The organism is Sphingomonas mucosissima (genome assembly GCF_002197665.1).
GTDB classification, from domain to species: Bacteria; Pseudomonadota; Alphaproteobacteria; order Sphingomonadales; family Sphingomonadaceae; genus Sphingomonas; species Sphingomonas mucosissima.
On sequence record NZ_NBBJ01000003.1, the window covers coordinates 376,317 to 399,439 of the forward strand.

Consider the following 23,123-nt stretch of genomic DNA (forward strand, 5'->3'; position numbering starts at 1 on the left):
GCCAAGGCTCATCGTTGGCGTTCCTTGGTGACGGGCGAATGGGCGAACGCTAAGCCCAAGCATGGATCGTAAACTTGCCGTGACCGACGCCCACTTCGGAGACGTTGAGGCCATCAGCCGCATCAACGTCATACCCACGATGCTGAATACGGTCTGTCAGCTCACGGGCATGGGCTTCGCCGCGATAGCGCGCGTGACAGATGCGCGTTGGATCGCGTGTAGCGTTCAAGACAGCATCAACTTTGGCCTGACGCCCGGCGACGAGCTGAAGCTTGAAACCACGATCTGCCATGAGATCCGGCAAAGCAAGCAACCGGTTGTTATCTCCGACGTCGCTGCTGACCCCGTTTATGCGAACCATCACACGCCCCAGATCTACGGACTGAGAAGCTATATCTCCGTGCCCATCGTTATGACGGACGGTGAGTTCTTCGGCACGCTTTGCGCGATCGATGTCGCAGCGCGCGACCTCGATCGACCAAATGTCCTTCCGACGTTTGAGTTGTTCGCCAGGCTTATCGCTCTTCAACTCGAACAAGCCGAGAAGATCAACACGACGCTCGCCGAAAGTGAAGCGTCACGTGAGAGTGAGGACCGTCATCGGCAGATCCTCGACAGTGCAACGGACTTCGCCATCATCGCGATGGATCTCGCCGGGAAGGTGACACGCTGGAACCGCGGCGCCGAGTTCATACTGGGTTGGCGCGAGCGCGAGATGCTGGGCGAGCCAAGCGATCGCATCTTCACGCAAGAGGATCGAGCGGCGGGGCGGTGCGAGCGGGAGAGGCAGCTCGCGCTTGATCAGGGGCGCGCAGTCGATGAACGCTGGCACGTGCGAGCGAGCGGCGAGCGGTTTTGGGCGAGCGGCGAGCTTTCGCCGCTGCGAGACTCTGCCGGTCGTCACACCGGGTTCGTCAAGATCCTGCGCGATCGCACGAAGGAGCATTTGGCGGGCGCTGCCCTGAAGAAAGCGCAGGAGCGGTTCGAGACGATCTTCGACACGGTTGATGCGGCTTTCGCCATCGTTGAAGTCAGATTCGACGAGAACGACAAACCGATCAATTACCGGTTCCTCGAAGCCAATCCCGCCTTCGAGCGTCAATCAGGCGTGGATTTACGAGGCAAGTGGGTCACGGAGCACGCTCCGAACCTCGAGCCGTTCTGGTTCGAAACGTACGGCCGAGTTGCGAAGACGGGCGAACCGGTCAATTTCGAGAATTACGCCGAGGCTTTCCAGCGTTGGTTCGACGTGCGTGCCGTACGGGTTGGTGATCCCACCGACCGCCAGATCGCAATCATCTTCAACGATGTGACGGCGCGACGCGAGGCCGAAGAGCGGCTGCGGATCAGCGAGGCCATGGCGCGCGAGAATGCCGAACGTGTGCAGCTCGCCTTGGAGGCCGGCGCTATCATCGGCACCTGGCATTGGGACCTGCCCAGCGACCAATTCACCGTCGACGAAGCATTCGCCCGCACCTTCGGCCTGGATCCGGCGCTCGGCCGAAAGGGCATCCCGCTCGTGCAAATCACGGCCACGGTGCACCCGGACGATCGAGAAGGGCTTTCGGACGCGATCAACAGTGCGATCGCGCGCGGCGGCCCCTACGCCCATCAATATCGCGTCCGGCGCGCCGATGGTCAATATTATTGGATTGAGGCGAACGGGCGGGTCGTCCATGCGCCTGATGGCACCCCGCTGAGCTTCCCTGGCGTGCTTATCGACGTGCAGGAGCGGCGGACCATCGAAGCGGAGCGTGACCGCGCCGTTGCCGATCTGCGCGCGCTCAACGAAACGCTCGAGCAGCGCGTCGCGCAGCGCACCGCCGACTTGATGCAGGCGGAGGACGCGTTGCGACAATCACAGAAAGTCGAGGCGATCGGCCAGCTCACCGGGGGTGTGGCGCACGACTTCAACAATTTGCTGACCGTGATCCGCGGGTCGGTAGACCTCCTGCGCCGCCCGGGGCTCTCCGAGGAGCGCCGGCAGCGCTACATTGACGCAATCGCCGACACCGCTGACCGCGCAACCAAGCTCACCAACCAGTTGCTCGCCTTTGCGCGTCGACAGTCCTTAAAGCCTGAAGTCTTCGACGTCACGGAAAGCGTGCGCAAGATCAACGACATGGTGCAGACGCTGACCGGTGCGCGGGTCAACACATCACTCCGCCTTGCTGCCGAGCCCTGCTACATCGACGCAGATCGCAGCCAGTTCGACACCGCCATCGTCAACATGGCTGTGAACGCCCGCGACGCCATGAAGGGCCAAGGTGAGTTGACGATCACCGTCGCGGCGACCTCCGAAATGCCGGCAATACGCAATCACTCGGCCGTGCCCGGTGAATTCGTGACGGTCTCGCTGACGGACAACGGCCCGGGCATATCGGCCGAGGACCTCGAACGGATCTTTGAACCCTTTTTCACCACCAAAGGGGTTGGCGAAGGAACCGGGCTCGGGCTCAGCCAGGTATTTGGCTTCACCAAGCAGTCCGGCGGTGATGTCACCGTCACGAGCGATCCCGGTGAAGGCGCGACCTTCACCATGTATCTGCCGCGTGTCGAGGGTTCGCTGGATGCTCCTGTAGAAGCGGCCGACAGCGCGTTACCGCTGGGCGAAGGTGCCTGCGTGCTGGTTGTTGAGGATAACGCCGAGGTCGGCAGGTTTGCGACTCAAGCGTTAGCGGAGCTGGGTTATCGAACCGTTTGGGCGATGGACGCCCAGAAGGCGCTTGAAGAATTGGCCGCCAAGGAGGGCGAGTTCGATGCCGTATTTTCCGACGTCATGATGCCGGGCATGTCAGGTATCGAGCTTGGACAGGAGATTGCCCGCCGCTATCCCGGACTGCCGGTGGTGCTGACAAGCGGATACAGTGAGGTTCTCGCTCAGAGCGGGACGCACGGTTTCGCGCTGGTGCATAAACCCTATTCGATCGACACGCTGTCGCGGGCTTTGCGAAAAGTTTCGCGGCGACGGTGAGGCGCCGGTTGTCGGCCGCGCGGTCCGGCCTGGACTTTCGCTCACCTCGCGGCAGGTGCGTTTCGGAATACGCGGCCGTTCCGTCATGCCAACGTTTTCGGGACGGCGGAGCACGCAAGGGTCACGCACGTTTCATTCCGGATGGCCGCGGCACTCGTGCCTTTAGGAGCACGCCCAGCAGTTCCGGCGCTTCGAGCGGCTCGACGGTGTGCGGCGTACTTCCGGTGCGAGGAAGGCGGGCCTACGCGAGTGGAATTCCCTCATCGCTCTTCCCGCGACTTCCCGCCCCGCGACGCGCTACAGCAACTTATCGAGCGTGATCGGCAGGTCGCGCACGCGCTTGCCCGTGGCGTTGAACACCGCATTGGCCACCGCCGCCGCGACGCCGGTGATGCCGATCTCGCCAATGCCGCGCGCGCCCAGCGGCGATCGCGGATCGGGGATGCCGGTCCACATCACTTCGATATCGGGCACGTCGAGGTGCGCGGGGATGTGATAATCGGCGAGCGTCGGGTTCATGATCCGCCCGCTCCGCTCGTCGAGCCACGTCTCCTCGGTGAGCGCGAGGCCGAGGCCCATGATCATGCCGCCGCGGAACTGGCTGGCCGCGGTGCGCGGGTTGAGGATCGTGCCGCAATCGAACGAGCCGAGCAGCCGATCGACCCTGATCTCCCCCGTCACGTCGCTTACGCGCAACTCACAGAACATCGCCGCGGTGCTGTGCATCGCGAACTTCATCATCTCCAGCGGCGGCGTGCCGGTCGCGCTAACGCTCACCTCGTCGCGATTGGCGCGGGCGAGGATCGACCGGAAGGTTTCGTGCCGGCTCGGGTCGGCCGCGCTCGCCATCCCCTCCTGCCCCAACCGGATCTCGCCCGCCCTCAGCCCAGCGAGCGGGCTGTCGTTGCCGGCGAGGCGCAGCAGTTCGGCGGGCAGCTTCTCCGACGCGGCCAGCAAAGCGCCGGCGATCGACACGCTCTGCCCCGAACCGCCTGCCATCGGAGCCGCCGGCAGATCGGAATCGCCCGTCTCGATGACCACCGCGTCGAGCGGCACGCCGAGCCGGTCGGCGACCTGCTGCGCGAGCACGGTGGAGGTGCCCATCCCCATCTCCTGCGCGGAGCACGCAAGCGTCGCGGTACCGTCGCGCCGAATGGTCAGGCGAACGGCGGCGCCGGGCATGCGGACATACGGGAAGCTGCCGCTGCCGCAGCCCATGCCGATCCGCCATTCCCCCTTGCGCCGCGCGCCGGGGGTGGCGGAGCGCCGCTCCCAGCCGAAGTGCGCCGCCCCGTCGGCCCATGACTTGGCGGCCGCATGTTGGGAGAATGGCGCGCCGGTGATCGGGTGCTTCTCCGGCAGATTGCGGAGGCGAAGCTCGATCGGATCCATCGCCAGCTCATGGGCCAGTTCGTCGACGGCGCTTTCCAGCGCGAAGGTGCCGATCGCCTCGCCCGGCGCGCGCATGAAGGTGTTGGGCACGACCGCCATGTCGATGTGCCGCTGCAGGATCTCGAAGCTCTTGGCGCGATAGGCCGATCGCGTGCCGAGCGTATAGGCTTCCGGGCAGGCACCATAGGGCGGCATCACCGAATAGCCGTTGTGGATCAGCGCGGTGAAGCGCCCCTCGTTGTCGGCCCCAAGCGCCACGCGCTGCTCGGTCGCGCTTCGCCCGCCGACGATGCGATAGACGCCCTCTCGGGTGAGCTGCAGCCGCAGCGGGCGGCCGACCATCCGCGCCGCGGCGACCGCGACCACCTGATGATCCCAGAAGCCCTTGCCGCCGAAGCCGCCGCCGACGAACGGCGAGAGCACGCGCACATCCTCGCGCTTCAGCCCGAACATCTTGGCGAGCGTCGCGGCTTCCGACGCGATCATCTGCGTCGTGTCGTGCACGGTGAGCGTCTCGCCCCCCCACGCGACGGTCAGCGCATGAAGCTCGATCGCATTATGGTTCTGCCATTGCGTGCGATAGAGATTGTCGACCTTGTGCGGTGCGCGGGTGAGTTCCCGCTCCGCCTTGCCGAGCGACAGGTGATTGCGCTCGATCAGCAGCGAGGGGATGATCCGCGCGCCGGACTTCGCTTCCTCGAAGCGAGTCTCGGCCGGCTCGGCCGCATAGTCGATCTCGATCAGCGACGCGGCATGATCGGCCTGCTCCTGTGTCTCCGCGACGACGGCGGCGACGACCTGGCCGTTGTAATGCACCTTGTCGTCCTGGAGGATCGGCAGGCTGCTGTTGCCCACCGCCGTCGGATCGGTGATCGCGATCAGCGAGGGGCCGGACACGCGCGGCATGTTGCGATGGGTGACAACGAGCAGCACGCCCTCCGCAGCTTCCGCCTTCGCCGTATCGAGCCGCGTGATCCGCCCGCGCGTGATCGTGCCGTGGACAAGCGCGGCGTAGCAGAGGTTCTCCAGCGGCACTTCGGCGGAGAAGCGCGCCTGCCCCTGCACCTTCACGTCACCGTCCAACCGCGCGGCCTGGCGCCCCACTTCGCCGCGGCGGCCGATCAGCGGGTCTGGCGTGCCACCGGGCAGCCATTGCGCCGGAACCCAGCCGAGCGCGCTGCGCACCGTGCCGACGAGGACATTCTGTACCCTGCTCATGCCTGATCCTCGCAAAGCCCGGAAAGAACCGCGGCGAGCGTCCGCTTCGCCAGCGTCACCTTGAACATATTGCCCGGCCGCGGCTCGGCGCCGGCAAGCTCCGCCTCGGCCGCCGCGACGAACGCCGCCTCGTTCGGCGCCTCGCCTTGCAACGCCGCCTCCGCGCGCCACGCCCGCCACGGCTTGTGCGCCACGCCGCCCAACGCGATCCGCGCTTCCGAAATCCGTCCGTCCTCGATCACCAGCCCGGCAGCGACGGAGACGAGCGCGAAGGCGTAGGAGGCGCGATCGCGCACCTTGCGATAGTCGGAGCGCGGCGCGAGGCGCGAGGGCGGCAGCTCGATCGCGACGATCACTTCGCCCGGTGCCAGTTCCGTCTCCAAGTCTGGCCGATCACCCGGCAGGCGATGGAAGTCCGTCAGCGGCAGCGCGCGCGCGCCATCCGCGCCGGCAACATGCACCCGCGCGTCGAGCGCGGCGAGCGCCACCGCCATGTCCGACGGATGAGTCGCGATGCATGCGGGCGACGCACCCAGGATTGCGTGATAGCGGGTGAAGCCGCCGATCGCGTCGCACCCGCTGCCCGGCGCGCGCTTGTTGCAGCGCGAACCCGCCGCATCGGCGAAATAGACGCAGCGCGTCCGCTGCAAGAGGTTGCCGCCCGCGGTCGCCATGTTGCGGATCTGCGCCGAAGCGCCAGCGAGGATCGCACGCGACAGCATCGGATAGCGGCTGCGGATCAGCGGGTGGGCTGCAATCGCGCTGTTGCGGGCGCCGGCGCCGATCACGATGCTGCCGTCGGCCGCTTCCTCGATCGCGCCGGGGAGGCCGGTCACGTCGACCAGTGTATCCGGCCGCTCGACGCCCTTGCGCATCAGGTCGACGAGGTTGGTGCCGCCCCCCAGCAGCCGATGCCCCGCGGTGCCCGCCAACCGGATCGCGTCGCTTGCGCTGTCGGCGCGCCGATACTGAACCGGGGTCATGCCGCCTGCTCCTCGGCCACCGCCATGATCGCGTCGATGATGCCGTTATGCGCGCCGCAACGGCACAGGTTGCCGCTCATCCGCTCGCGCACTTCCTCGCGCGTCAGCCGCGCGGGCGCGGCGAGGTCGCGCGTCACATAGCTCGGCATGCCGGCGGCGACTTCCTCGAGCATCGCGCTCGCCGCGCAGATCTGGCCCGGCGTGCAATAGCCGCACTGGAAGCCGTCATGCTCGAGGAACGCCTGCTGCAGCGGGTGAAGCCCGTCCGCGCCGAGCCCCTCGATCGTGGTGACGGTGCGGCCTTCCGCCTGCACTGCCAACGTCAGGCATGAGAGCACCCGCTGCCCATCGATCAGCACGGTGCAGGCGCCGCACGCGCCCTGGTTGCAGCCCACCTTGGTGCCGGTGAGATGCAGCCGATCGCGCATCAGATCGAGCAGGGAGACGCGCGGATCCGCCGGCGGATCGACCGGGGTGCCGTTGATCGTAATTGCCATGAACCTCTCCTGGCGACGCGGGTGGCGCGCCGTCAGGAAGGTATCACGAACTTCGTACTATTCAAGCGTCGTCGTTTGCGACCTTGGCCATCATCGCAATCATCTGCCGCCGCTCCTCGGCGTCGAGTGGCGCGAGCATGCGGCGATGAAGCTCGCCGTACATCGCCTGCAGCGCGGCGACCCTGCCCTCCCCGGCGGGGGTCAGGTGAAGCGCCACCGCGCGTCGGTCCGCCTCCGGCCGCTGCCGGCGCAGCAGCTCGCGCTTCACCAGCCGGTCGGTAGCGGAGGAGACGGTGGTGTTGGCCACCCCCAGGTAACGCGCGATGTCAGTCGGCCCGCAGCCGTCGTTCTTCGCGACGTAGGACAGGATCTGCTTGTCGAGTTCGTTCAGCGGCTTTTCCGGCCCGAGCGCTTCCGCCAGCTTGTAGCGGCGCGCGAACAGGTCGAACGCAGCGCCAAGCGCGGCTAGTTCCTCGTCGGTCGGCATCGTCATGGCGACCGCTTAAACGCACCAGATGCGATTTTGCGAGTCGCATCGCAGCAGATCGCATCATGCCGCGCCGATCCGCTGCATTCGGCTCAGCCGGCGGGCGCCGCCGTCCCCCCGGTCTGCCATCCGCCGCCCAATGCACGGAACACATCGATCTGGGCACGCGCGATCTGCGCGTCCGCCAGCGCGAGCGCCGCTTCCGCATCGGCAAAGGTGCGTTCGGTATCGAGCTGCGACAGGCTGTCGATCTGCCCCTCGCGGCGCTGCGCGCGGGTGATCCGCGCCGCCCGCTCCGCCGCCTCGCGCGCCTGGCCCAGCGCCGCGCGCCGCTCGATTGCCTGCTTGTAATTGGAGAGCGCCGTCTCCGTTTCTTCCAGCGCGGTCAGCACCGTTCCGTCGAAGGTGGCGAGCGCGGCCTGCGTATCCGCTTCCGCCTCGGCGATGCGGGCGCGGGCGCGGCCCTGATTGAGGTTCCAATTCAACAGCGGCCCGATCAGCCAGTTGAGCGGCCCGCCGCCGAACAGATTGCCAAGCCCCGTGCTGGTCTGGCCGATCGATCCGCCCAGCGTGATGCGGGGATAGAGATCCGCCGCCGCCACACCGATGCGCGCGGTGGCCGCGGCGAGCCGCCGCTCTGCCGCGCGCACATCCGGCCGGCGCGCTAGCAGCCCGGCCCCGTCGCCGACCGGGATCGGCCGGTCGAGCCGAAGCATCCGGTCGCGCTGCGCCGCGATCGGCGGCAGTTCCTGCGGGGCGCGCCCCGTCAGCGTCGCCAGCCGGAACAGCGCCGCCTGCCGCTCGGCGGCGATCGTCGGCACGTCGGCGCGCCGCTGGTCGCGCAGCGCCGCGATCCGCGTCGCGTCGAGCGGCGTCGTCATGCCTACCGCCACGCGCCGCTCGGTCACGCGCAGCGACTGGTCGAGCAAGGCGACGATCCGTTCCGCCACTGCCAGCCGCTCGGCCGCCGATGCCGCATCGGCATAGGCACGCGTCGTCTCGGCGACGACCGACACCCGCACCGCATCGGCATCTGCCTCCGCCGCGCCGACGTCGCCGCGCGCCGCCTCCACGTTGCGGCTGACGCGGCCGAACAGGTCGACCTCATAAGAGACGTCCAGCCCGCCATCGATCAGCCAGCTTTCGCTGTCGATCCCAGGTGCGCGCTGCACCTGGGAAAAGCGGTTGTAGGTCGCACTGGCGCCGACATTCGCCTGCGGCAGGCGATCGTTGCGCACCTCGCGCAGCGCCGCGCGTGCCCGGGCGAGCCGCGCGACTGCGACACGCACGTCGGTGTTCGCCGCGAGCGCGTCGGTGATCAGGCCGTCGAGCACCGGATCCTGATACAGTCGCCACCAATCCTCCGCTGGCGCGGCGGTCGAGACGGCCGGGCTGGTCGACACGAACGGCGCGGCGGCCGTGGTCGGCGTGGCGGGTCCGGCATAATCCGGCCCGGTCGCGCAGGCCGCCAGCGTCAGCGCGGACGCAGCTACCATCAACTTGGTGAAGTGCATGAGCATCGTTTCGCTCCTCATTCGGCCGGCTGCAGCGCGGGGTCGGCGTCGGCCGCGGGGCGGCGACGGCCGCGCCCGATCCGCTCCGCCAGCCCGCGGCAGACGACGTAGAAAGTGGGGGTGAAGATCAGGCCGAAGCCGGTGACGCCGATCATCCCGAAGAACACCGCCGTGCCCAGCGCCTGGCGAAGCTCCGCGCCAGCGCCGGTGGCGATCAGCAGCGGCACTGCGCCCAGAATGAAGGCGAAGCTCGTCATCAGGATCGGGCGAAGCCGGTCCTGCGCCGCGCGCACCGCCGCCTCGATCGGCGACAGGCCCTCCTGCTCCTCGGCCTGCTTGGCGAACTCGACCACCAGGATCGCGTTCTTGGCGGCAAGCGCGATCAGCACCACCAGCCCGATCTGCGTCAGCACATTATTGTCCATGCCGCGCAGGTTCACGCCGATCATCGCCGCAAGCAGGCACATCGGCACGATCAGGATGATCGACAGCGGCAGGAACAGGCTCTCATATTGCGCCGCCAGCACCAGGAAGACGAACACCACCGCCAGAGCGAAGACGATCCCCGCCGTGCTGCCCGCCGCCTTTTCCTGGAAGGCGATGCCGGTCCATTCGGTGCCATAGCCCTTGGGCAGAGTTTCGGCGGCGAGCTTCTCCATCGCTACCAGCGACGCGCCGGAGGAATAGCCGGGGGCGGTGTCGCCATCCACCTCGACCGCCGGGAAGAGGTTGTAGCGCGTGACGCGATATGGCCCGGTCTTGTCCTCGAAATTGGCGACCGATCCGATCGGCACCATGCTGCCGGCGTTCGATCGCGTCTTGAGGTTGGCGATATCGGCCGGGGTCGAGCGGAACGGTGCGTCGGCCTGCGCGGTCACGCGGTAGGTGCGGCCGAGCAGGTTGAAGTCGTTCACGAACGCGCTGCCGAGATAGACCTGCAGCGCCTCGAACACGCGTTCCGGCGGAACGCCCAGCATGTCGGCCTTGGCACGATCGATATCGGCAAAGATGCGCGGCGTGGCGGTGTCGAAGAAGGTGAAGACCTGCGCCAGGCCTTCCGTCTCGTTCGCCTTCGCGATCAGCTTCTGGGTCTCCTCGCCCAGCTTCTGATACCCCGCGCCCTCGCGATCCTGCACGATCAGGCGATAGCCGCCGGCCGAGCCGATGCCCTGGATCAGCGGCGGCGGGATGACGAGGATCCGCGCCTCGTCGATATCCGCGGTCGCCTTGCGCGCCTCGTCCATCAGCCCGGCAAAGGTGACGCCGAGCTCGGCGCGCTCCTCGAAGGACTTCAAGGGCACGTAGGCCGCGGCGGTGTTGGGCGCGAGCGTCTGCGACGGGCCGTCGAAGCCCGCGAGCATGACGACGCCCTTCACTCCGGCGAGCGGCAGGATGCGCTTCGCCACCTTCTGCACCACCGCATCGGTCCGCTCGACCGAGGCGCCGGCGGGCAGCTGCACGACGGTGAGGAAATAGCCTTGGTCCTGCGCCGGGATGAACCCGGTCGGGGTCGCCCAGAACACCGCGCCGGTGGCGGCGATGAGGCCTGCATAGGTCAGCATCATCCGCTTGGGCCGGCGCACCAGCCGGTCGGTGAGCCGCGCGTAGCGATCGCTCATCCGCTCGAACCCGCGGTTGAACCAGCCGCCGGCGCGGGCGAGCGCACGGGTCACGCGGTTGCCGTGGCCTTCCGCCTCATGCCCCTTGAGCAGGATCGCAGCGAGCGCCGGCGAGAGCGTCAGCGACACGATCAGCGAGATGATCGTCGCGGTCGCGATGGTGACGGCGAACTGCTGATAGAAGGCGCCCGACATGCCGGTGAGGAACAGCGTCGGCACGAACACCGCGCACAGGACCAGCACGATCGCGACCAGCGCGCCCGATACTTCGTCCATCGACGTGCGCGCCGCCTCCAGCGGCGTCAGCCCATTGGCAAGGTTGCGCTCGACATTCTCGACCACCACGATCGCGTCATCGACGACGATGCCGATCGCGAGCACCAGGCCGAACAGCGACAGCGTGTTGAGCGAATAGCCGAACGCCGCCAGCACCGCGAACGTGCCGACCAGCGACACCGGGATCGCCACGATCGGGATGATCGCCGCGCGCCATTTCTGCAGGAACACCAGGATGACGAGGACGACGAGGATCATCGCCTCGAACAAGGTATCGATCACCGCGTCCACCGATTGCGCGATGAATTCGGTCGGGTTGTAGATCACGCGATATTCCAGGCCCTTGGGGAAGGACTTGGCCATCGCCTCCATCTCGGCTTCCACCTTTTCGGCGGCGGCGAGCGCGTTGGTGCCCGGGCGCTGGAACACCGCCGCGATGACGGTCGGCTGGCCCGAGAGGTAGGTGTTCGAATTATAGTCCTGCGCGCCAAGCTCGACGCGGGCGACATCGCGCACGCGCACCTGATGGCCATCGGCATCGGTGCGCACGATCACGTCGGCGAATTGCGCCGGATCGACGAGCCGCCCTTGCGTCTCGACGCTGAGCTGGAAGGCGTTGCCCTGCGCATAAGGTGGCTGGCCGAGCGTACCCGCGGCGACCTGAACGTTCTGGGCCCGGAGTGCCGAGACGATGTCGCCGGCGGTCAGGTTCAGCGCAGCGGCACGGCCCGGATCGATCCACACCCGCATGGCGTAATCGCGGCTGCCGAACAGGCGCACATCGCCGACGCCGTCGATGCGCGCCAGCCGGTCGCGCACCTGCGTCAGCGCGTAATTGGAGATGTAGCCGCGATCGAGCGACCCGTCCGGGGAGATGAGGTTCACCACCATCAGGAAGTCGGGCGAGGTCTTGCGCGTGACGACGCCCAGCCGCTGCACCTCCTCCGGCAGCCGCGGCACGGCGACCGCGACGCGGTTCTGCACCAGCACCTGCGCGGCATCGAGGTCAGTGCCGATCTTGAAGGTGACGGTGATGGTAACCACGCCGTCGCCGGTCGACTGGCTCGACTGGTACAGCATGTTGTCGACGCCGTTGATTTCCTGCTCGATCGGCGCGGCGACCGTCTCAGCGACGGTCTCGGCGGACGCGCCGGGATAGGTCGCCGTCACCGTCACGGTCGGCGGCACGATGTCGGGATATTGCGCGACTGGCAGTTGCCAATAAGCGATCGCGCCGATGATGGTGATGATCACCGCGATGACGCCCGCGAAGATCGGGCGGGTGATGAAGAAGCGCGACATGCGCATGGCAGGCTCCCCGGAAACGAGGATGGAAGGGATCGGCCCGCGACGGGGCCGAGCTAGATCATTGCTCCGTTCGTCCCAAGCCTCGTCGAGGGACGTCCCTCATGCGGCACGCCGGGTGTCTCGACGTTGCTCGATACGAACGGTCGGGTTCGGCTCTACCGCGCCGCAAACGTCGCCTGGCCGGCCAGTGCATTCGCTCCGATGCTGCCGGCGGAGGCCGCCTCGCGCGTCGGTGCGATCCGGCCGGCGCGCACCTGAACCTTGGTGCCCGGAATCGCCATCTGCGTGCCGCTGATGACGACTCGGTCAGTGGCGGCGATGCCGCTGCGCACCACGCGCAGGCCATCCACCACCGGCCCCAGCTGCACCGCCTTGGCGGCGACCATGCCGTCACGGCTGACGGTCAGCAGCGTCTTGCGTGCCTGGTCGGTCTGCATCGCGGCGTCCGGCACCAGCAGCGCCGGGGTGGCACCGCCGCTCGCCAGCCGCATGTTGCCGAACATGCCCGGCGTCAGGAAGAAGTCTGGGTTGTTCAGCACGGCGCGTCCGCGGATCGTCCCCGATCGCGGATCGAGCCCATTGTCAGTGAAGTCGAGCCGTCCGCTCCAGCGGAAATCGCCTTCGTCCTGCAGCTTGATCTCCACGTCGGACGGCGGGGTACCCGCGGCCTGCGCGCGCTTGGTCTTGAGGAACAGCGCTTCCGAGCCATCGAAGGTGAAGTAGATCGGGTCGAGCGCGTTGATCGTCGTCAGCAGCGTGCCGTTGGTATCTCCCCCGGCAACGAGATTACCCGGATCGATCTTGCGGTCCGACACGCGGCCGCTGATCGGCGCGCGCACCTGCGTGAACTCGACGTCCAGAGCGCGGGCCCGGACGCGCGCCTCCGCGCCGGCAAGCGCGGCATTGGCGGCGCGGAGGCGCGCGGTCAGCTGATCGATGTCGCTCTTCGACACCGCCTCGTCCGCCACCAGCCGCTGCGCACGATCGAGGTTGGCGCGCGCCAGCTCCACATCGCTGCGCGCGCTGATCAGCCCGGCGCGCGCCTCGGCCAGCGCGGCGGTGAACGGCCGCTGATCGAGCGTGAAGAGCAATTGCCCCTTTCGCACGATCGCGCCGTCGGTGAAGTGGACCGCGGTGATCGCGCCGGAAACACGCGGGCGCACCTCCACCGACTTGCTGGCCTCGAACCGGCCGACATAGCTGTCCCATTCAGTAACCGGGCGCACAAGTGGCGCGGCCACCGTCACCATCGGCGGCGGCGGGGCGGCGATCGCCGGCTGCTCACGGTTCAGCGCCGCCGTACCTGCCAGCGCGAGCAGCACGGGCCCGCCAACAAGCGCGACCGTGCGCCAATTTCGCTTCTTCGGTTCGGCCATGGCCGGCTCCGGCGCGACCTCGATCTTGCTATGCATGTTCATGCCCGCTGCGCCTTGTTTGATGTGATCGCACGGCCGCTGGCGAGGATGATCACCGGCCATACGAGTGGCGACGGCCGACTGTTGGTGACTTGATCGGTCGACGCCGTCTGACGAACGGCACTGGGCTCGCCGAAAGCGAAATAGCGCATAAGAACCCCTATTTCCTGGTACGGCGCGCGCCACCACCCCGTCAGCAACCCGGATGAGCAGCTGGAGCGCGCACGAGCGATCACCACCGCGCGGCCGCGCGATCGACGATCAAAGAATGGAAAGATATGGAAACCGCCTCGGATTAGGTCCCGGGGGTTCCTCCAACAGAACAAGGAAGCATCGCAGCAACCTTTCCCATGAGCACCAAAGCGGCGCCCTTTCGATACCACATGGTATAGAAGTCGTGCTGCGCCGCGTCAACCTCATTTTCTATACCAAATGGTATTTTATTCAGGCGGCGACATCAAGACACTGGTTTTGAGGCGCTCAAGCGGTGCGAGCTGGGCCCGATCGAGCTTCGTCCCTACGTCCTCAAGAATGCCATAGCGGCTCAAGGTGCCAGGCGCCTTCGGTACGGCGACGCGATCGTCCCCGCTCCCCAGCCGGATAGGGACGTCGATCAGCGCGGCAAGCCCGCTCATACAGAGCAATTCTGGAAAACATCATCACGAGGAGCAACCGCGTGGCCTTGCGCGCCTGTACGGATGGCCCGTGAACATGACTGCTGAGGCACTTCCCGTAAGGTTCGGCAGTAAACTGTGGCTACGAGCCACTCAGAGCGCGTTTGGCGTCGAAGATCGCATCAGCCGCTTTGCCACTGACCCGCTGAGTATCCTTGTCGAACTGGGCGGCAATAGCAGGCGTCGTCAAGCCATCCAGTCCTTCGCGGAACATCTGCTGAAACTCAGCGCGGTTATCAGCCTTGGCAAAGGTTCGTGCGCGGTACTCCGCGATCGCTGCTTCCACCTTTAACCGATCGCGTGGTCCCACATCCCCCTTTGCATCGCTGAAAGTGCGTTCGAACGCTTCTTGGCTGCTGCCGTCGATCACGGTGGGACCGTCTTGGCTGGAGCAGGCGGCCAGCATCAAGGCAGGAAGGACGAGCGAAATGCGGATCATCTTACACCCGTGCGAAAGATGTCGAGCGGCGTGGGTCCGCCAACACGAGAAAGTGCCACGGCGGCTTACAATCGGCTTGGCCGATTGGGAAAAGCCGGGAGCATTGCTGCTCCCGGCCGTTCATTACAGTGCGCTTGTCCGCGCACGGGACGCAGAGTGGCCACCCAGGCGGTACATCGTCTCGCGAATACGCTCGGCGTCTGCCCCGGTCGTCTGCGCCGTAATCAGCACACCACCATCCTTGAGGTGACCACCGTAATAGGATGCATCTTCGTCATCGATGCCGTGCTTCTTCAACGCCTCGTTGAAAGTGCCGGCAGCCGCACCGGCAACAGCGCCGATCGCCATCGCCTCAGGAACTGCTGAAGCAGCGATTGCGCCCAACGCGGCAAGCGGCCCCACTCCTGGGATGGCCAGCGCCAGTACGCCGAGACCAGCGCCAGCAGCGCCGCCGCCGAGAATACCGCGAAGAAGGTTGGTGTGCTCTTCGTCCGTGACTTCGCCATCACCGCCGCGCGTCGTCATCGTGCCTTTACTCTGCGCGATGACGGAGAGAGCGCTATCGCTCACGCCTTCGCGGCGCAGCTCGGATACGGCACGCTCGGCATCCGCCTGGCTGTCGAACATCGCCGAGACGGTTCTTGTCTCGCCATGGTCAGAATGGCCCGTCGAAGCCGCGCCCACGGCAGCTGCCGCACCGCCACCATGACCAGTCACGGCGTTTGCTGCGCGGTCAAGCGGCCCGCGGTTCGGATCGTCGTGGCCGGTAAGGGCGTCGGAAGCGCGGCCCATGGCGGCGTTCACGCCCCCGCTGCTGCCAGTCACTGTATTTGCTGCGCGATCAAGTGGTCCGCGGTTGGGATCGTCATGCCCATCCAATGCGTCCACGGGTCGGTCCAACGGTCCGCGGCCGGCTCCGCCTTGGCCAAAGCTGCCTCTGTCTCGATCGGTCATTCAAAATACTCCTGAACGCGTGATCGCCGTTGGAACAGAGCGTCGGTCGCGGCGCGACGTCGGACTATGCCACCAAGGCCCCCATCAAACCCGCGGCAGCGGACAACGTTCAATTCATCGAGCGGAAAACCTCCACATGCAGTTCCGTCGGACAAACCCCCTGCTTATCTGATTGCGGACACACCGCACTGAAGTGGCCCGCCGTTGATGCAAACGCCTTGTCGACGCGAGGGGTAAGCGTTTCATCGCCTGAACTGCCGGTTCGGACGAGCACACGAACCTAATCACCTTGCGGAGCGCGCTGATGGGTGCAGGTGCGGTGACAAAGAGACAGGAGAGCGGCGGACGCGGGCGGGGTCGAGGATCATTCGACGACGATCCCGTAGCGGGTCAGGCCGCTGCTCGTCCGCCTTTCCCCAACACGCGTGCTTCTTCCGCCCAGCGCCGAGAGCGCTCCTTGTAATAAGCCCGTAGCACAGCCGCTTTAGCTGTCCGGAGACGGAAGCCACATCATGCTTCCCTATCAGCCAGGGAGAACATCATCGTGCTGAATGCCCGGTCGCGCCTGTGCGCGAGCGCTTCGTTTGCCATGCTCATCGTCAGCGCTGGCATTAACCCCGCCAGCGCAGAGATTGCGGCAGACGAAGCCCTGCTCGCGACATCGAACCGCAGCACGATCACCGGTATGGTGCGTGACGAAACTGGCGCCGCCCTGCCGGGCGCCCGCATCAGCGTGGAAGGTACCAACACCGACACGACATCCAGTTTGCAAGGTGATTTCACCTTGAACGTGCCAGCCGAAGGTTCGGTCACGCTGGTCATCGATTATCTGGGACGGTCAATCGTTACGCGCGTCGTCGAGGCGGCAGAACGCAACGGGCGGATCGACATCGTGCTGCCGGCAGCAGGCGCCTCAGACACCGCGATCGTGGTGGTCGGCGCTTCTCTTCTGGACAATACCGCCCGCGCTCTGAACCAGCAGCGGCAGGCCGATAACAATATCGACGTGCTTTCGGCTGATGCGATCGGCCGCTTCCCGGATCCGAACATAGCGGAAGCGCTGCAGCGCGTTCCAGGCGTCGCCATCGAGCGCGATCAGGGCGAAGGGCGCTACATTAACGTGCGCGGCGCACCGGCGGAATTCAGTGCGGTCACCATCGACGGCGTGACCGTCTCCTCGGTTGATCCTTCTACCCGTGCCGTCGATCTTGATACGATCCCGTCGGACATCGTATCCAACATCGCCGTCAGCAAGACGCTGTTACCGTCACAAGAAGCGGATTCGATCGCTGGCGCGATCGATATCTCGACCCGCTCGCCGTTCGACCGGAGCGGGTTCGCGCTGACCGGTATGGCGGGCGCTGGTTATAATCAGTTCGGCGACACCAGCGATTATCGCGCGTCTATGTCGGTCGGCAATCGGTTTGGCGCGAACAACAACTTCGGCGCTCTTGTATCGGGCAGCTATTCTCGCACGCACCGCCAACCAGACAATGTGGAGAACGTCTGGGCGCTTGTCGGCCCGGCGGGTGCCCAGCGTTATGGCGTGACCGAAACGCTGTTCAAGGATTACGATACCAAGCGCGAGCGCATCGCTGGCACCGGAACGCTGGAGTGGCGGCCAACCGATACGGACCGTGTGTATCTGCGCGGCTCATACGCGCGGTTCGAGGATGACGAATATCGCAACCGGCTGGGCATTCTGTGGACAGACGGCACGCTCCAGCCCGGCTTCACCGACAGCAGCGCGACGTACACCAACACCCGCATCGAGAAGCAGATCCGGCACCGCGTGCAACGCAATGAGATCTGGACAGTGGTGGGCGGCGGCGAACACACGCTGAACGGCGGCGTGCTCAGCTACAATGCCGCATATTCCAAGTCCGATCAGACGTATCCGCAGCGAGACGAGCTCCTCTTCCGCTCCTCGCTCCGGCCGCGGCAAAGCTACGATTTCAGCGGCGGCGGACTTCCGCGTTACTCTCTTTTCGAAACGGGCGAACACCTTCAGATCGACCGCTATGCGTTTCGCGAAAATGTATTCCGCTCCAATACCACTCTAAACGACGAATTCAGCGCGCAGGTGCGTATGGACGTGCCGACCGAGGTCTTCGGTCATGAAGCCACGATCAGCTTCGGCGGAAAGTATCGCGATCGCAACATCGATGCCGACGAGGAGCGTTTCCGCGATCGCCGCGCATCTGCAGCGCCGTCCCAGCCGCTTTCCGGCTTTCTGACGGACGAGCCGTCACGCAACTTCGATTATGAGCTCGGCAACATCATCAACGGCAGCCTTGCGGACGCTTACTTCAACCAGTTCCGCAGCACGTCCGAACGCCGGTTGCCGCAGTCATTGTCGGCAGATTATCGCGCCAACGAAAAGATACTCGGGATCTTCGGCATGGCGCGCGCCGAGTTCAACGGCACAACCGTGATCGCCGGTTTGCGCGTCGAGGATACTTTGTTTCGGGCGACAACGCCGCTTCTCGCCACTCCATCCAAGACGAAATATTTCGAGGTGTTCCCAAACCTCACCTTCCGGCACGAATTTTCGTCCAATCTGATTGGACGCTTCGCGCTTACGCGCGGGATCAACCGGCCCAACTTCCGTCAGATCGTACCGCGTCGGCTTGACTCGACCGAGGGCAACACAGTGTTCATTGAGGAAGGCAATCCAAACCTCCGACCCACATTGTCGAACAACGCTGACATCGGACTCGAATATTACATTCGCCCGCTCGGCGTGATTTCGGTGAGCGGCTTCTACAAGGACCTGAAGGATTATCGTTATACGGTGACCCGAGCGGGCACATTTGTGGATCAGGACGGCCCTCGAGCAGCCCTTTTCACCCGACCGGAGAATGCACCGAACGGCAAGCTTTACGGCTTCGAGGTGAACTGGCAGCAGCAATTCGGTTTCCTGCCCGGTTTCCTCGGTGGCTTTGGCGTGTTCGCCAACTACACCTACACGGAGGCTAATTCCTCGTTGTCGCAGCCTTACGCCGGCCGTCAGCGCTTTCCTCTGCCGGGCCAGTCGAAGCACATGTGGAATGCTTCTCTGTTCTACGAAAAGGGACCGGTGAACCTCCGTGTCGCGTACACCAAGCGCTCCGATTATTTGAACGAGATCAATGCCGATCAACCGGATCTCGATCTGTACTGGCGAGGCCGTGGGCAGCTTGACGTGACCGGTAGCGTCCAATTGACGCCGTCGATCAACCTGTTCGCCGAGGGTAAGAACCTGACCAACAGCGCCGGCGAGCGTTATTATGGCATCCGCGAGCGCACGTACGAATATGAGAAGTTCGGCTACACATTGTTCGGCGGGGTGCGAGTGAAGCTGTGAGGAAGGCATTTCTACTTGGGGCGGCGCTGGTCGCCGCCCCTGCGATCGGTCAGACGCGAGCCGGCAATCAACTGGCGCCGAAATCGCAGGCCGCGATGCCACGCACGCCCGGCATCCCCTACCGGCCGACCGGGATACCCGATCGCATTGTACTGACACCGGCAGCCGACGCTTCGCGCGGAGCAGCGGTCGCGTGGCGGACCGACCCCCGCCAGACGCAAGCAGTTGCGGAGATCGGGGTTGCGCTCGACAGCCCTGGGACAGCGCGCGACAAGCGTCAGGTGAGCGGAACCTCGTTCCCGCTCGACGCAGTGAACGGTCCGTCGATATACCATCAAGTGCGCTTCGCCGGGCTGCAGCCCGGCACCGCCTATGTGTACCGGGTGAAGGGCGCCGACGGCTGGAGCGAATGGCTGCCGTTCCATACGCCGGCGGCCTCTCCTGCGCCGTTCACGTTTCTGTATTTCGGAGACACGCAGAACCGTATCCTGGAGGTCGCCAGCCGTGTGATCCGGCAGGCGTTCCGCAGCACGGCTGATCCCGCTCTGGTTGTCCATGCCGGGGACTTGGTGGCGCAGCGGGAGGAAAAGGCCCACGACGATGAATGGGGTGAGTGGGCGGCGGCCGGCGGTTACAATTACGCCACGATCCAGCAGCTACCCGCCACCGGAAACCATGAATATGTCGACGTTCCGGGGCCGGCAGGTCAGGAAAACAGGCTCATCGGGCCCCATTGGCAGCCCAGTTTTACGTTGCCACGCAATGGTGCGCCAGGAGCCGAAGCCACGAGCTACTTCGTGGACTGGCAAGGGGTTCGCTTCATCGTTCTTGATGGAACGTCAGCCCTGGATCTTGGCACGCTCGCCAGCCAGACACGCTGGCTCGATGCCACACTTGCAGCCTCAAAGGCCCGGTGGAACGTCGTGTTGTTCCATCAGCCGATATTCACCTGCGCGCGGCCCAACGACACCGAGGAGCTAAAGGCGGCGTGGAAGCCGATCTTCGAGGCGCGCGGCGTCGATCTCGTGCTGCAAGGACATGATCATTGTTATAGCCGGCTCACCAGCGAACAGGGGCGTGATGCCTCCAATCGCGCGCGTGCCGCCGGGCGCGTACAAGGTCCGGTCTACTTGGTCTCGGTCGTTGGCTCCAAAATGTACGCGCTCAACGATCGCGCGGCGACGCAGCCCGATCGCGTGGCCGAGGATACCGAATTATATCAGCGCATCGACGTTGACGGCGACCGGCTGACCCTTCGTAGCTTCACCGCCACCGGCAGGCTGTACGACGGTTTTCGTCTGAACAAGCGGCGTGACGGCAGGAACCGGCTGGAGGTGTTGAGCGATCGGCCGATTGATACCCGCCGCTGCGCCGGAAACGTTGGACCCGATGGCTTCCCGTGCACGGCCCGAGGCCGCTAGCGATACCGCTCCCAGCAGGAGAAAGCCGCTAGCATTCGGCACAGTGCACCGGGTGTGCGGCCAAGCCCAGTTTCATCGAGGACAGTATACTTGCCTATATGAAGCCCGAAGACTGAGGCGCGCCACTGCGCCGAAGCTCGGCCTGCTGTTGAGGGATGCCGCCTTCGACTCATAACTCGGCCGTATGCCGCAGTCCGGCGATCTCAAGCTAAACTCCGGTCCGAGTTCAGGGAGTGCAGTACCTCTTCCGTATGCTGTCCCAGCCGCGGCGGCTCGCGGGTAATCGCCATCGGCGTGGCGGAGAATTCTATGCCGGGCGCCATTGCAAGATAACTGCCTACCTCATCGTCGATCGGCCTTGCGGAGAAGAAGCTGACGTCAGTGAGGTGTGGGTCTTCAAGCACGCTTTCCAGGCTGTTGACGCGCATGATCGGGATGCTGTGCTTCGTCCCGAGATCCATCCAGTCCGTTGTGGTTCGGGTCGCCGCGGCTTCCGCTAGCATGCGGTGATAGGCAGCCACGCGTCCGCGACCGTCTGGCTCCGCGGCGTAGCGACGCTGGACCTCTGCCGCATCGATCCCGCCCAGCGCGAGATAGCGGTCGGAGGCATCCACATCCTGCGCCAATATCATGATGTAGCCATCGCTCGTCTGGAGAGCCTTGCGGAAAGGCGTGAGTGCGCCCGGGTGGCCGAGCTTACCGCGCGGGGGGCTGTAGCTGTGTCCGTGAAGATGCTCGACAAGGAGGAACCCCGCAAACGACTCGAGCATTGGCACCTTTACTTCCTGCCCCTCACCAGTGCGTTCGCGGTGAAGCAAGGCGGATTGGACACCGATCACTAGCATGAGGCCGCACACCTTGTCGGCCATGTAGGTGGGGATCGGCCGGGGATCAGGATTGCCGTCGTACATCGGGAGCAAGGCTGTCGCCCCCGCCGCGCCCTGAATCAGATCGTCAAAGGCCTGTCGACCAGCATAGGCCCCGCCCTTGCCGAACCCACAAGCCCAGCCGTAAACGATGTCCGGGCGGATCGCCTGCACCTCGCGATAGCCGAAGCCAAGCCGTTCGACCGCTTCTGGACGCATGTTGTGGACGAACACGTCGGCCGTGCGGATTAGCGTGCGAAGGTGCTCGCGACCCGCGTCAGATTTCAGGTCGAGCACCACCGATCGCTTGTTCCGGTTCAACTGGAGGAAGGTGGCGGATACGTCCTCCGCCGGTGCGATCCGGCCCATCTCCCGCCGCTGGCGATCGCCCGAAGGTGTTTCGACCTTGATTACCTCCGCTCCGAGATCGCCGAGGATCTGAGTAGCGTATGGGCCAAGCACAAATTGCGTTATGTCGATCACTCGAATGCCCGCGAGCGGCCCAGAACGATCAGCCAAGATCCTGTCTCCTTGAGGTAGCCGAGTATGGCTGCGCGCTTCTACGCGCTTAAGCCGACCATCGCCTTTGATCTTCTCCGGATCAACCCGCCGAAAGTGTGCGGCTCAACAAGGATGTGGAGCCGATACCAACATCCAGCAGTCCGTCGATGGACTCAGCATGGCCGTGACGTGTCCGTTCACAAGAGCGCGCTGCCGGAACCGCCACGTTGACCGGAATGGTTGTGGTTATGCCCTATGCTGCTCATGAGCGGGCGCCGCGATGCCGAGTCCCTGGCGGCTGTCGGCGGCGAAGCCTGCGGCGCGACGCCGCTTCACGCCGTGGCGGCAGGTGTAAGCTTCGGCAGCACTGCTGCCTCGTAATCGCTCTCGGCAAGCCGGATGAGCGCGCGATCATCATGTTTCCACGGATGAAAACCCGGCAGGAAATAGGACAGCCAGACCCGAGCAACTTTGCGGGCCATGCCTGGATTGCCAAACGCATACCAGCCGAGTCTCGCCCAAACACGCGGCCCAGTGAGCCCGTCCTGTCTCAAAAGACCCAGCATCCCACGGGCTCGACCAACGAAAAACTGCCAAGTCGTGATGATCATCACGAAGGATTTCACAAACCAGCGCTTCCGTCTGGTCCAGTCCTGCGTCGCATGTTGCCATGTGTCGTATGCGACACCTTTGTGTTCAATCTCCTCCGCCGCGTGCCAAAGCCAAAGTGCGCGTGCTTGCTCATCCGCACCTTCCAGGTGCTTCGGATTTGCAATCAGCTCATGCGCGAGCATGGCGGTAAAATGTTCAAGCGCCGTGGTCACGGCAAGCGCGGCAATCGGATCACGGTTGTTGGTCAATGCCAATGCTTTGTCCACATCACGGTCGAGCAACTTGGTATCATATCCCTGCTCCGCTACGTGGCGGTTGAACGCAACGTGCTCCCGGGTGTGCATCACTTCCTGTTTGACGAAGGCCTGAATCTCCGCCGCCAGCTTCGGCGACGCGCCCTCTCGAAACTCGCGAACGCTGTCGACGAAATACCCTTCGCCTTTGGGGAAAGTCACGGACAGCGCGTTGTAAAAGGCCGTGGCGATCGGATCGTTGTTGAGCCACCAGCGCTGCATCACCCGTCCCCTAGCGAAACGGCGGTCTCGCGGCGTGATTGTAAGATCCTTTGGCGTTGCTGTGTTCACGGCCAACCTCCGGAAATGAGACAAAACTTTCCTTGAGACGAGA

The 23,123-nt window shown here is 65.1% G+C and carries 15 protein-coding genes; 3 read left to right on the forward strand and 12 right to left on the reverse strand.

Translation table 11 applies throughout. The annotated features are described in order from the left end of the window. Positions 1–61: 61 nt before the first annotated feature. Positions 62–2,974 carry a PAS domain S-box protein gene (locus SPMU_RS11440; protein WP_088333992.1) on the forward strand — a complete coding sequence of 971 codons (2,913 nt, stop codon included), beginning with the start codon at positions 62–64 and terminating at the stop codon, positions 2,972–2,974. A gap of 297 nt (positions 2,975–3,271) precedes the next feature. Here SPMU_RS11440 and SPMU_RS11445 read toward each other — a convergent pair whose 3' ends face one another. The 10 genes from SPMU_RS11445 to SPMU_RS11490 form a co-directional block, all read right to left on the reverse strand. Continuing rightward, on the reverse strand, positions 3,272–5,584 hold the full coding sequence (locus tag SPMU_RS11445) for a xanthine dehydrogenase family protein molybdopterin-binding subunit (RefSeq protein ID WP_088333993.1): 2,313 nt from the start codon (positions 5,582–5,584) through the stop codon (positions 3,272–3,274). Beyond that, the gene (locus tag SPMU_RS11450; protein ID WP_088333994.1) at positions 5,581–6,567 is read right to left on the reverse strand and encodes an FAD binding domain-containing protein; all 987 of its coding nucleotides are present in this window, start codon (positions 6,565–6,567) and stop codon (positions 5,581–5,583) included. The genes SPMU_RS11445 and SPMU_RS11450 overlap by 4 nt, the downstream gene beginning before the upstream one ends. Then, complete coding sequence (locus tag SPMU_RS11455; RefSeq protein WP_088333995.1) at positions 6,564–7,064, reverse strand: 2Fe-2S iron-sulfur cluster-binding protein; 501 nt, start codon at positions 7,062–7,064, stop codon at positions 6,564–6,566. Before SPMU_RS11455 ends, SPMU_RS11450 begins: the two co-directional genes overlap by 4 nt. Before the next feature lie 61 nt (positions 7,065–7,125). Further along, positions 7,126–7,557, reverse strand: coding sequence for a MarR family winged helix-turn-helix transcriptional regulator (locus SPMU_RS11460; protein ID WP_088333996.1), 432 nt, complete (start codon positions 7,555–7,557; stop codon positions 7,126–7,128). Between the two features lie 86 nt (positions 7,558–7,643). After that, complete coding sequence (locus tag SPMU_RS11465) at positions 7,644–9,071, reverse strand: efflux transporter outer membrane subunit (protein ID WP_425442179.1); 1,428 nt, start codon at positions 9,069–9,071, stop codon at positions 7,644–7,646. Between the two features lie 11 nt (positions 9,072–9,082). Next, entirely contained in the window at positions 9,083–12,268 is a 3,186-nt protein-coding gene (locus SPMU_RS11470) for an efflux RND transporter permease subunit (protein WP_088333998.1), read from the reverse strand. Positions 12,269–12,423: 155 nt separating this feature from the next. After that, entirely contained in the window at positions 12,424–13,686 is a 1,263-nt protein-coding gene (locus SPMU_RS11475) for an efflux RND transporter periplasmic adaptor subunit (RefSeq protein ID WP_088333999.1), read from the reverse strand. Beyond that, positions 13,683–13,835, reverse strand: coding sequence for a hypothetical protein (locus SPMU_RS16945; protein WP_169715701.1), 153 nt, complete (start codon positions 13,833–13,835; stop codon positions 13,683–13,685). The genes SPMU_RS11475 and SPMU_RS16945 overlap by 4 nt, the downstream gene beginning before the upstream one ends. A 604-nt stretch (positions 13,836–14,439) precedes the next feature. Further along, positions 14,440–14,796, reverse strand: coding sequence for a hypothetical protein (locus SPMU_RS11485; RefSeq protein ID WP_088334001.1), 357 nt, complete (start codon positions 14,794–14,796; stop codon positions 14,440–14,442). A 123-nt stretch (positions 14,797–14,919) separates the two neighbouring features. Then, positions 14,920–15,684: a hypothetical protein gene (locus SPMU_RS11490; protein WP_140418460.1), complete on the reverse strand. Its 765-nt coding sequence runs from the start codon at positions 15,682–15,684 to the stop codon at positions 14,920–14,922. 610 nt (positions 15,685–16,294) lie between these two features. Here SPMU_RS11490 and SPMU_RS11495 point away from each other — a divergent pair. Both SPMU_RS11495 and SPMU_RS11500 read left to right on the forward strand, forming a co-directional pair. Continuing rightward, positions 16,295–19,096, forward strand: coding sequence for a TonB-dependent receptor (locus SPMU_RS11495; RefSeq protein WP_211275778.1), 2,802 nt, complete (start codon positions 16,295–16,297; stop codon positions 19,094–19,096). Then, positions 19,093–20,517 (forward strand): purple acid phosphatase family protein, encoded by a 1,425-nt coding sequence (locus tag SPMU_RS11500; RefSeq protein ID WP_245833137.1) that lies wholly within the window; start codon positions 19,093–19,095, stop codon positions 20,515–20,517. The genes SPMU_RS11495 and SPMU_RS11500 overlap by 4 nt, the downstream gene beginning before the upstream one ends. Positions 20,518–20,720: 203 nt before the next feature. Here SPMU_RS11500 and SPMU_RS11505 read toward each other — a convergent pair whose 3' ends face one another. Together SPMU_RS11505 and SPMU_RS11510 are read right to left on the reverse strand one after the other, a co-directional pair. Further along, on the reverse strand, positions 20,721–21,902 hold the full coding sequence (locus SPMU_RS11505) for a CaiB/BaiF CoA transferase family protein (RefSeq protein WP_169715702.1): 1,182 nt from the start codon (positions 21,900–21,902) through the stop codon (positions 20,721–20,723). 314 nt (positions 21,903–22,216) lie between these two features. Then, positions 22,217–23,080, reverse strand: a complete 864-nt coding sequence (locus SPMU_RS11510) for a metal-dependent hydrolase (protein WP_281250986.1) — start codon at positions 23,078–23,080, stop codon at positions 22,217–22,219. Positions 23,081–23,123: the final 43 nt, after the last annotated feature.

Bases quoted from the DNA above. Each gene is read 5' to 3' on its own strand.
- SPMU_RS11450 (WP_088333994.1), bottom strand. From the start codon at position 6,567: ATGACCCCGGTTCAGTATCGGCGCGCCGACAGCGCAAGCGACGCGATC.
- SPMU_RS11485 (WP_088334001.1), bottom strand. From the start codon at position 14,796: ATGATCCGCATTTCGCTCGTCCTTCCTGCCTTGATGCTGGCCGCCTGC.
- SPMU_RS11470 (WP_088333998.1), bottom strand. From the start codon at position 12,268: ATGCGCATGTCGCGCTTCTTCATCACCCGCCCGATCTTCGCGGGCGTC.
- SPMU_RS11460 (WP_088333996.1), bottom strand. From the start codon at position 7,557: ATGACGATGCCGACCGACGAGGAACTAGCCGCGCTTGGCGCTGCGTTC.
- SPMU_RS11455 (WP_088333995.1), bottom strand. From the start codon at position 7,064: ATGGCAATTACGATCAACGGCACCCCGGTCGATCCGCCGGCGGATCCG.
- SPMU_RS11465 (WP_425442179.1), bottom strand. From the start codon at position 9,071: ATGCTCATGCACTTCACCAAGTTGATGGTAGCTGCGTCCGCGCTGACG.
- SPMU_RS11440 (WP_088333992.1), top strand. From the start codon at position 62: ATGGATCGTAAACTTGCCGTGACCGACGCCCACTTCGGAGACGTTGAG.
- SPMU_RS11445 (WP_088333993.1), bottom strand. From the start codon at position 5,584: ATGAGCAGGGTACAGAATGTCCTCGTCGGCACGGTGCGCAGCGCGCTC.
- SPMU_RS11475 (WP_088333999.1), bottom strand. From the start codon at position 13,686: ATGAACATGCATAGCAAGATCGAGGTCGCGCCGGAGCCGGCCATGGCC.
- SPMU_RS16945 (WP_169715701.1), bottom strand. From the start codon at position 13,835: ATGCGCTATTTCGCTTTCGGCGAGCCCAGTGCCGTTCGTCAGACGGCG.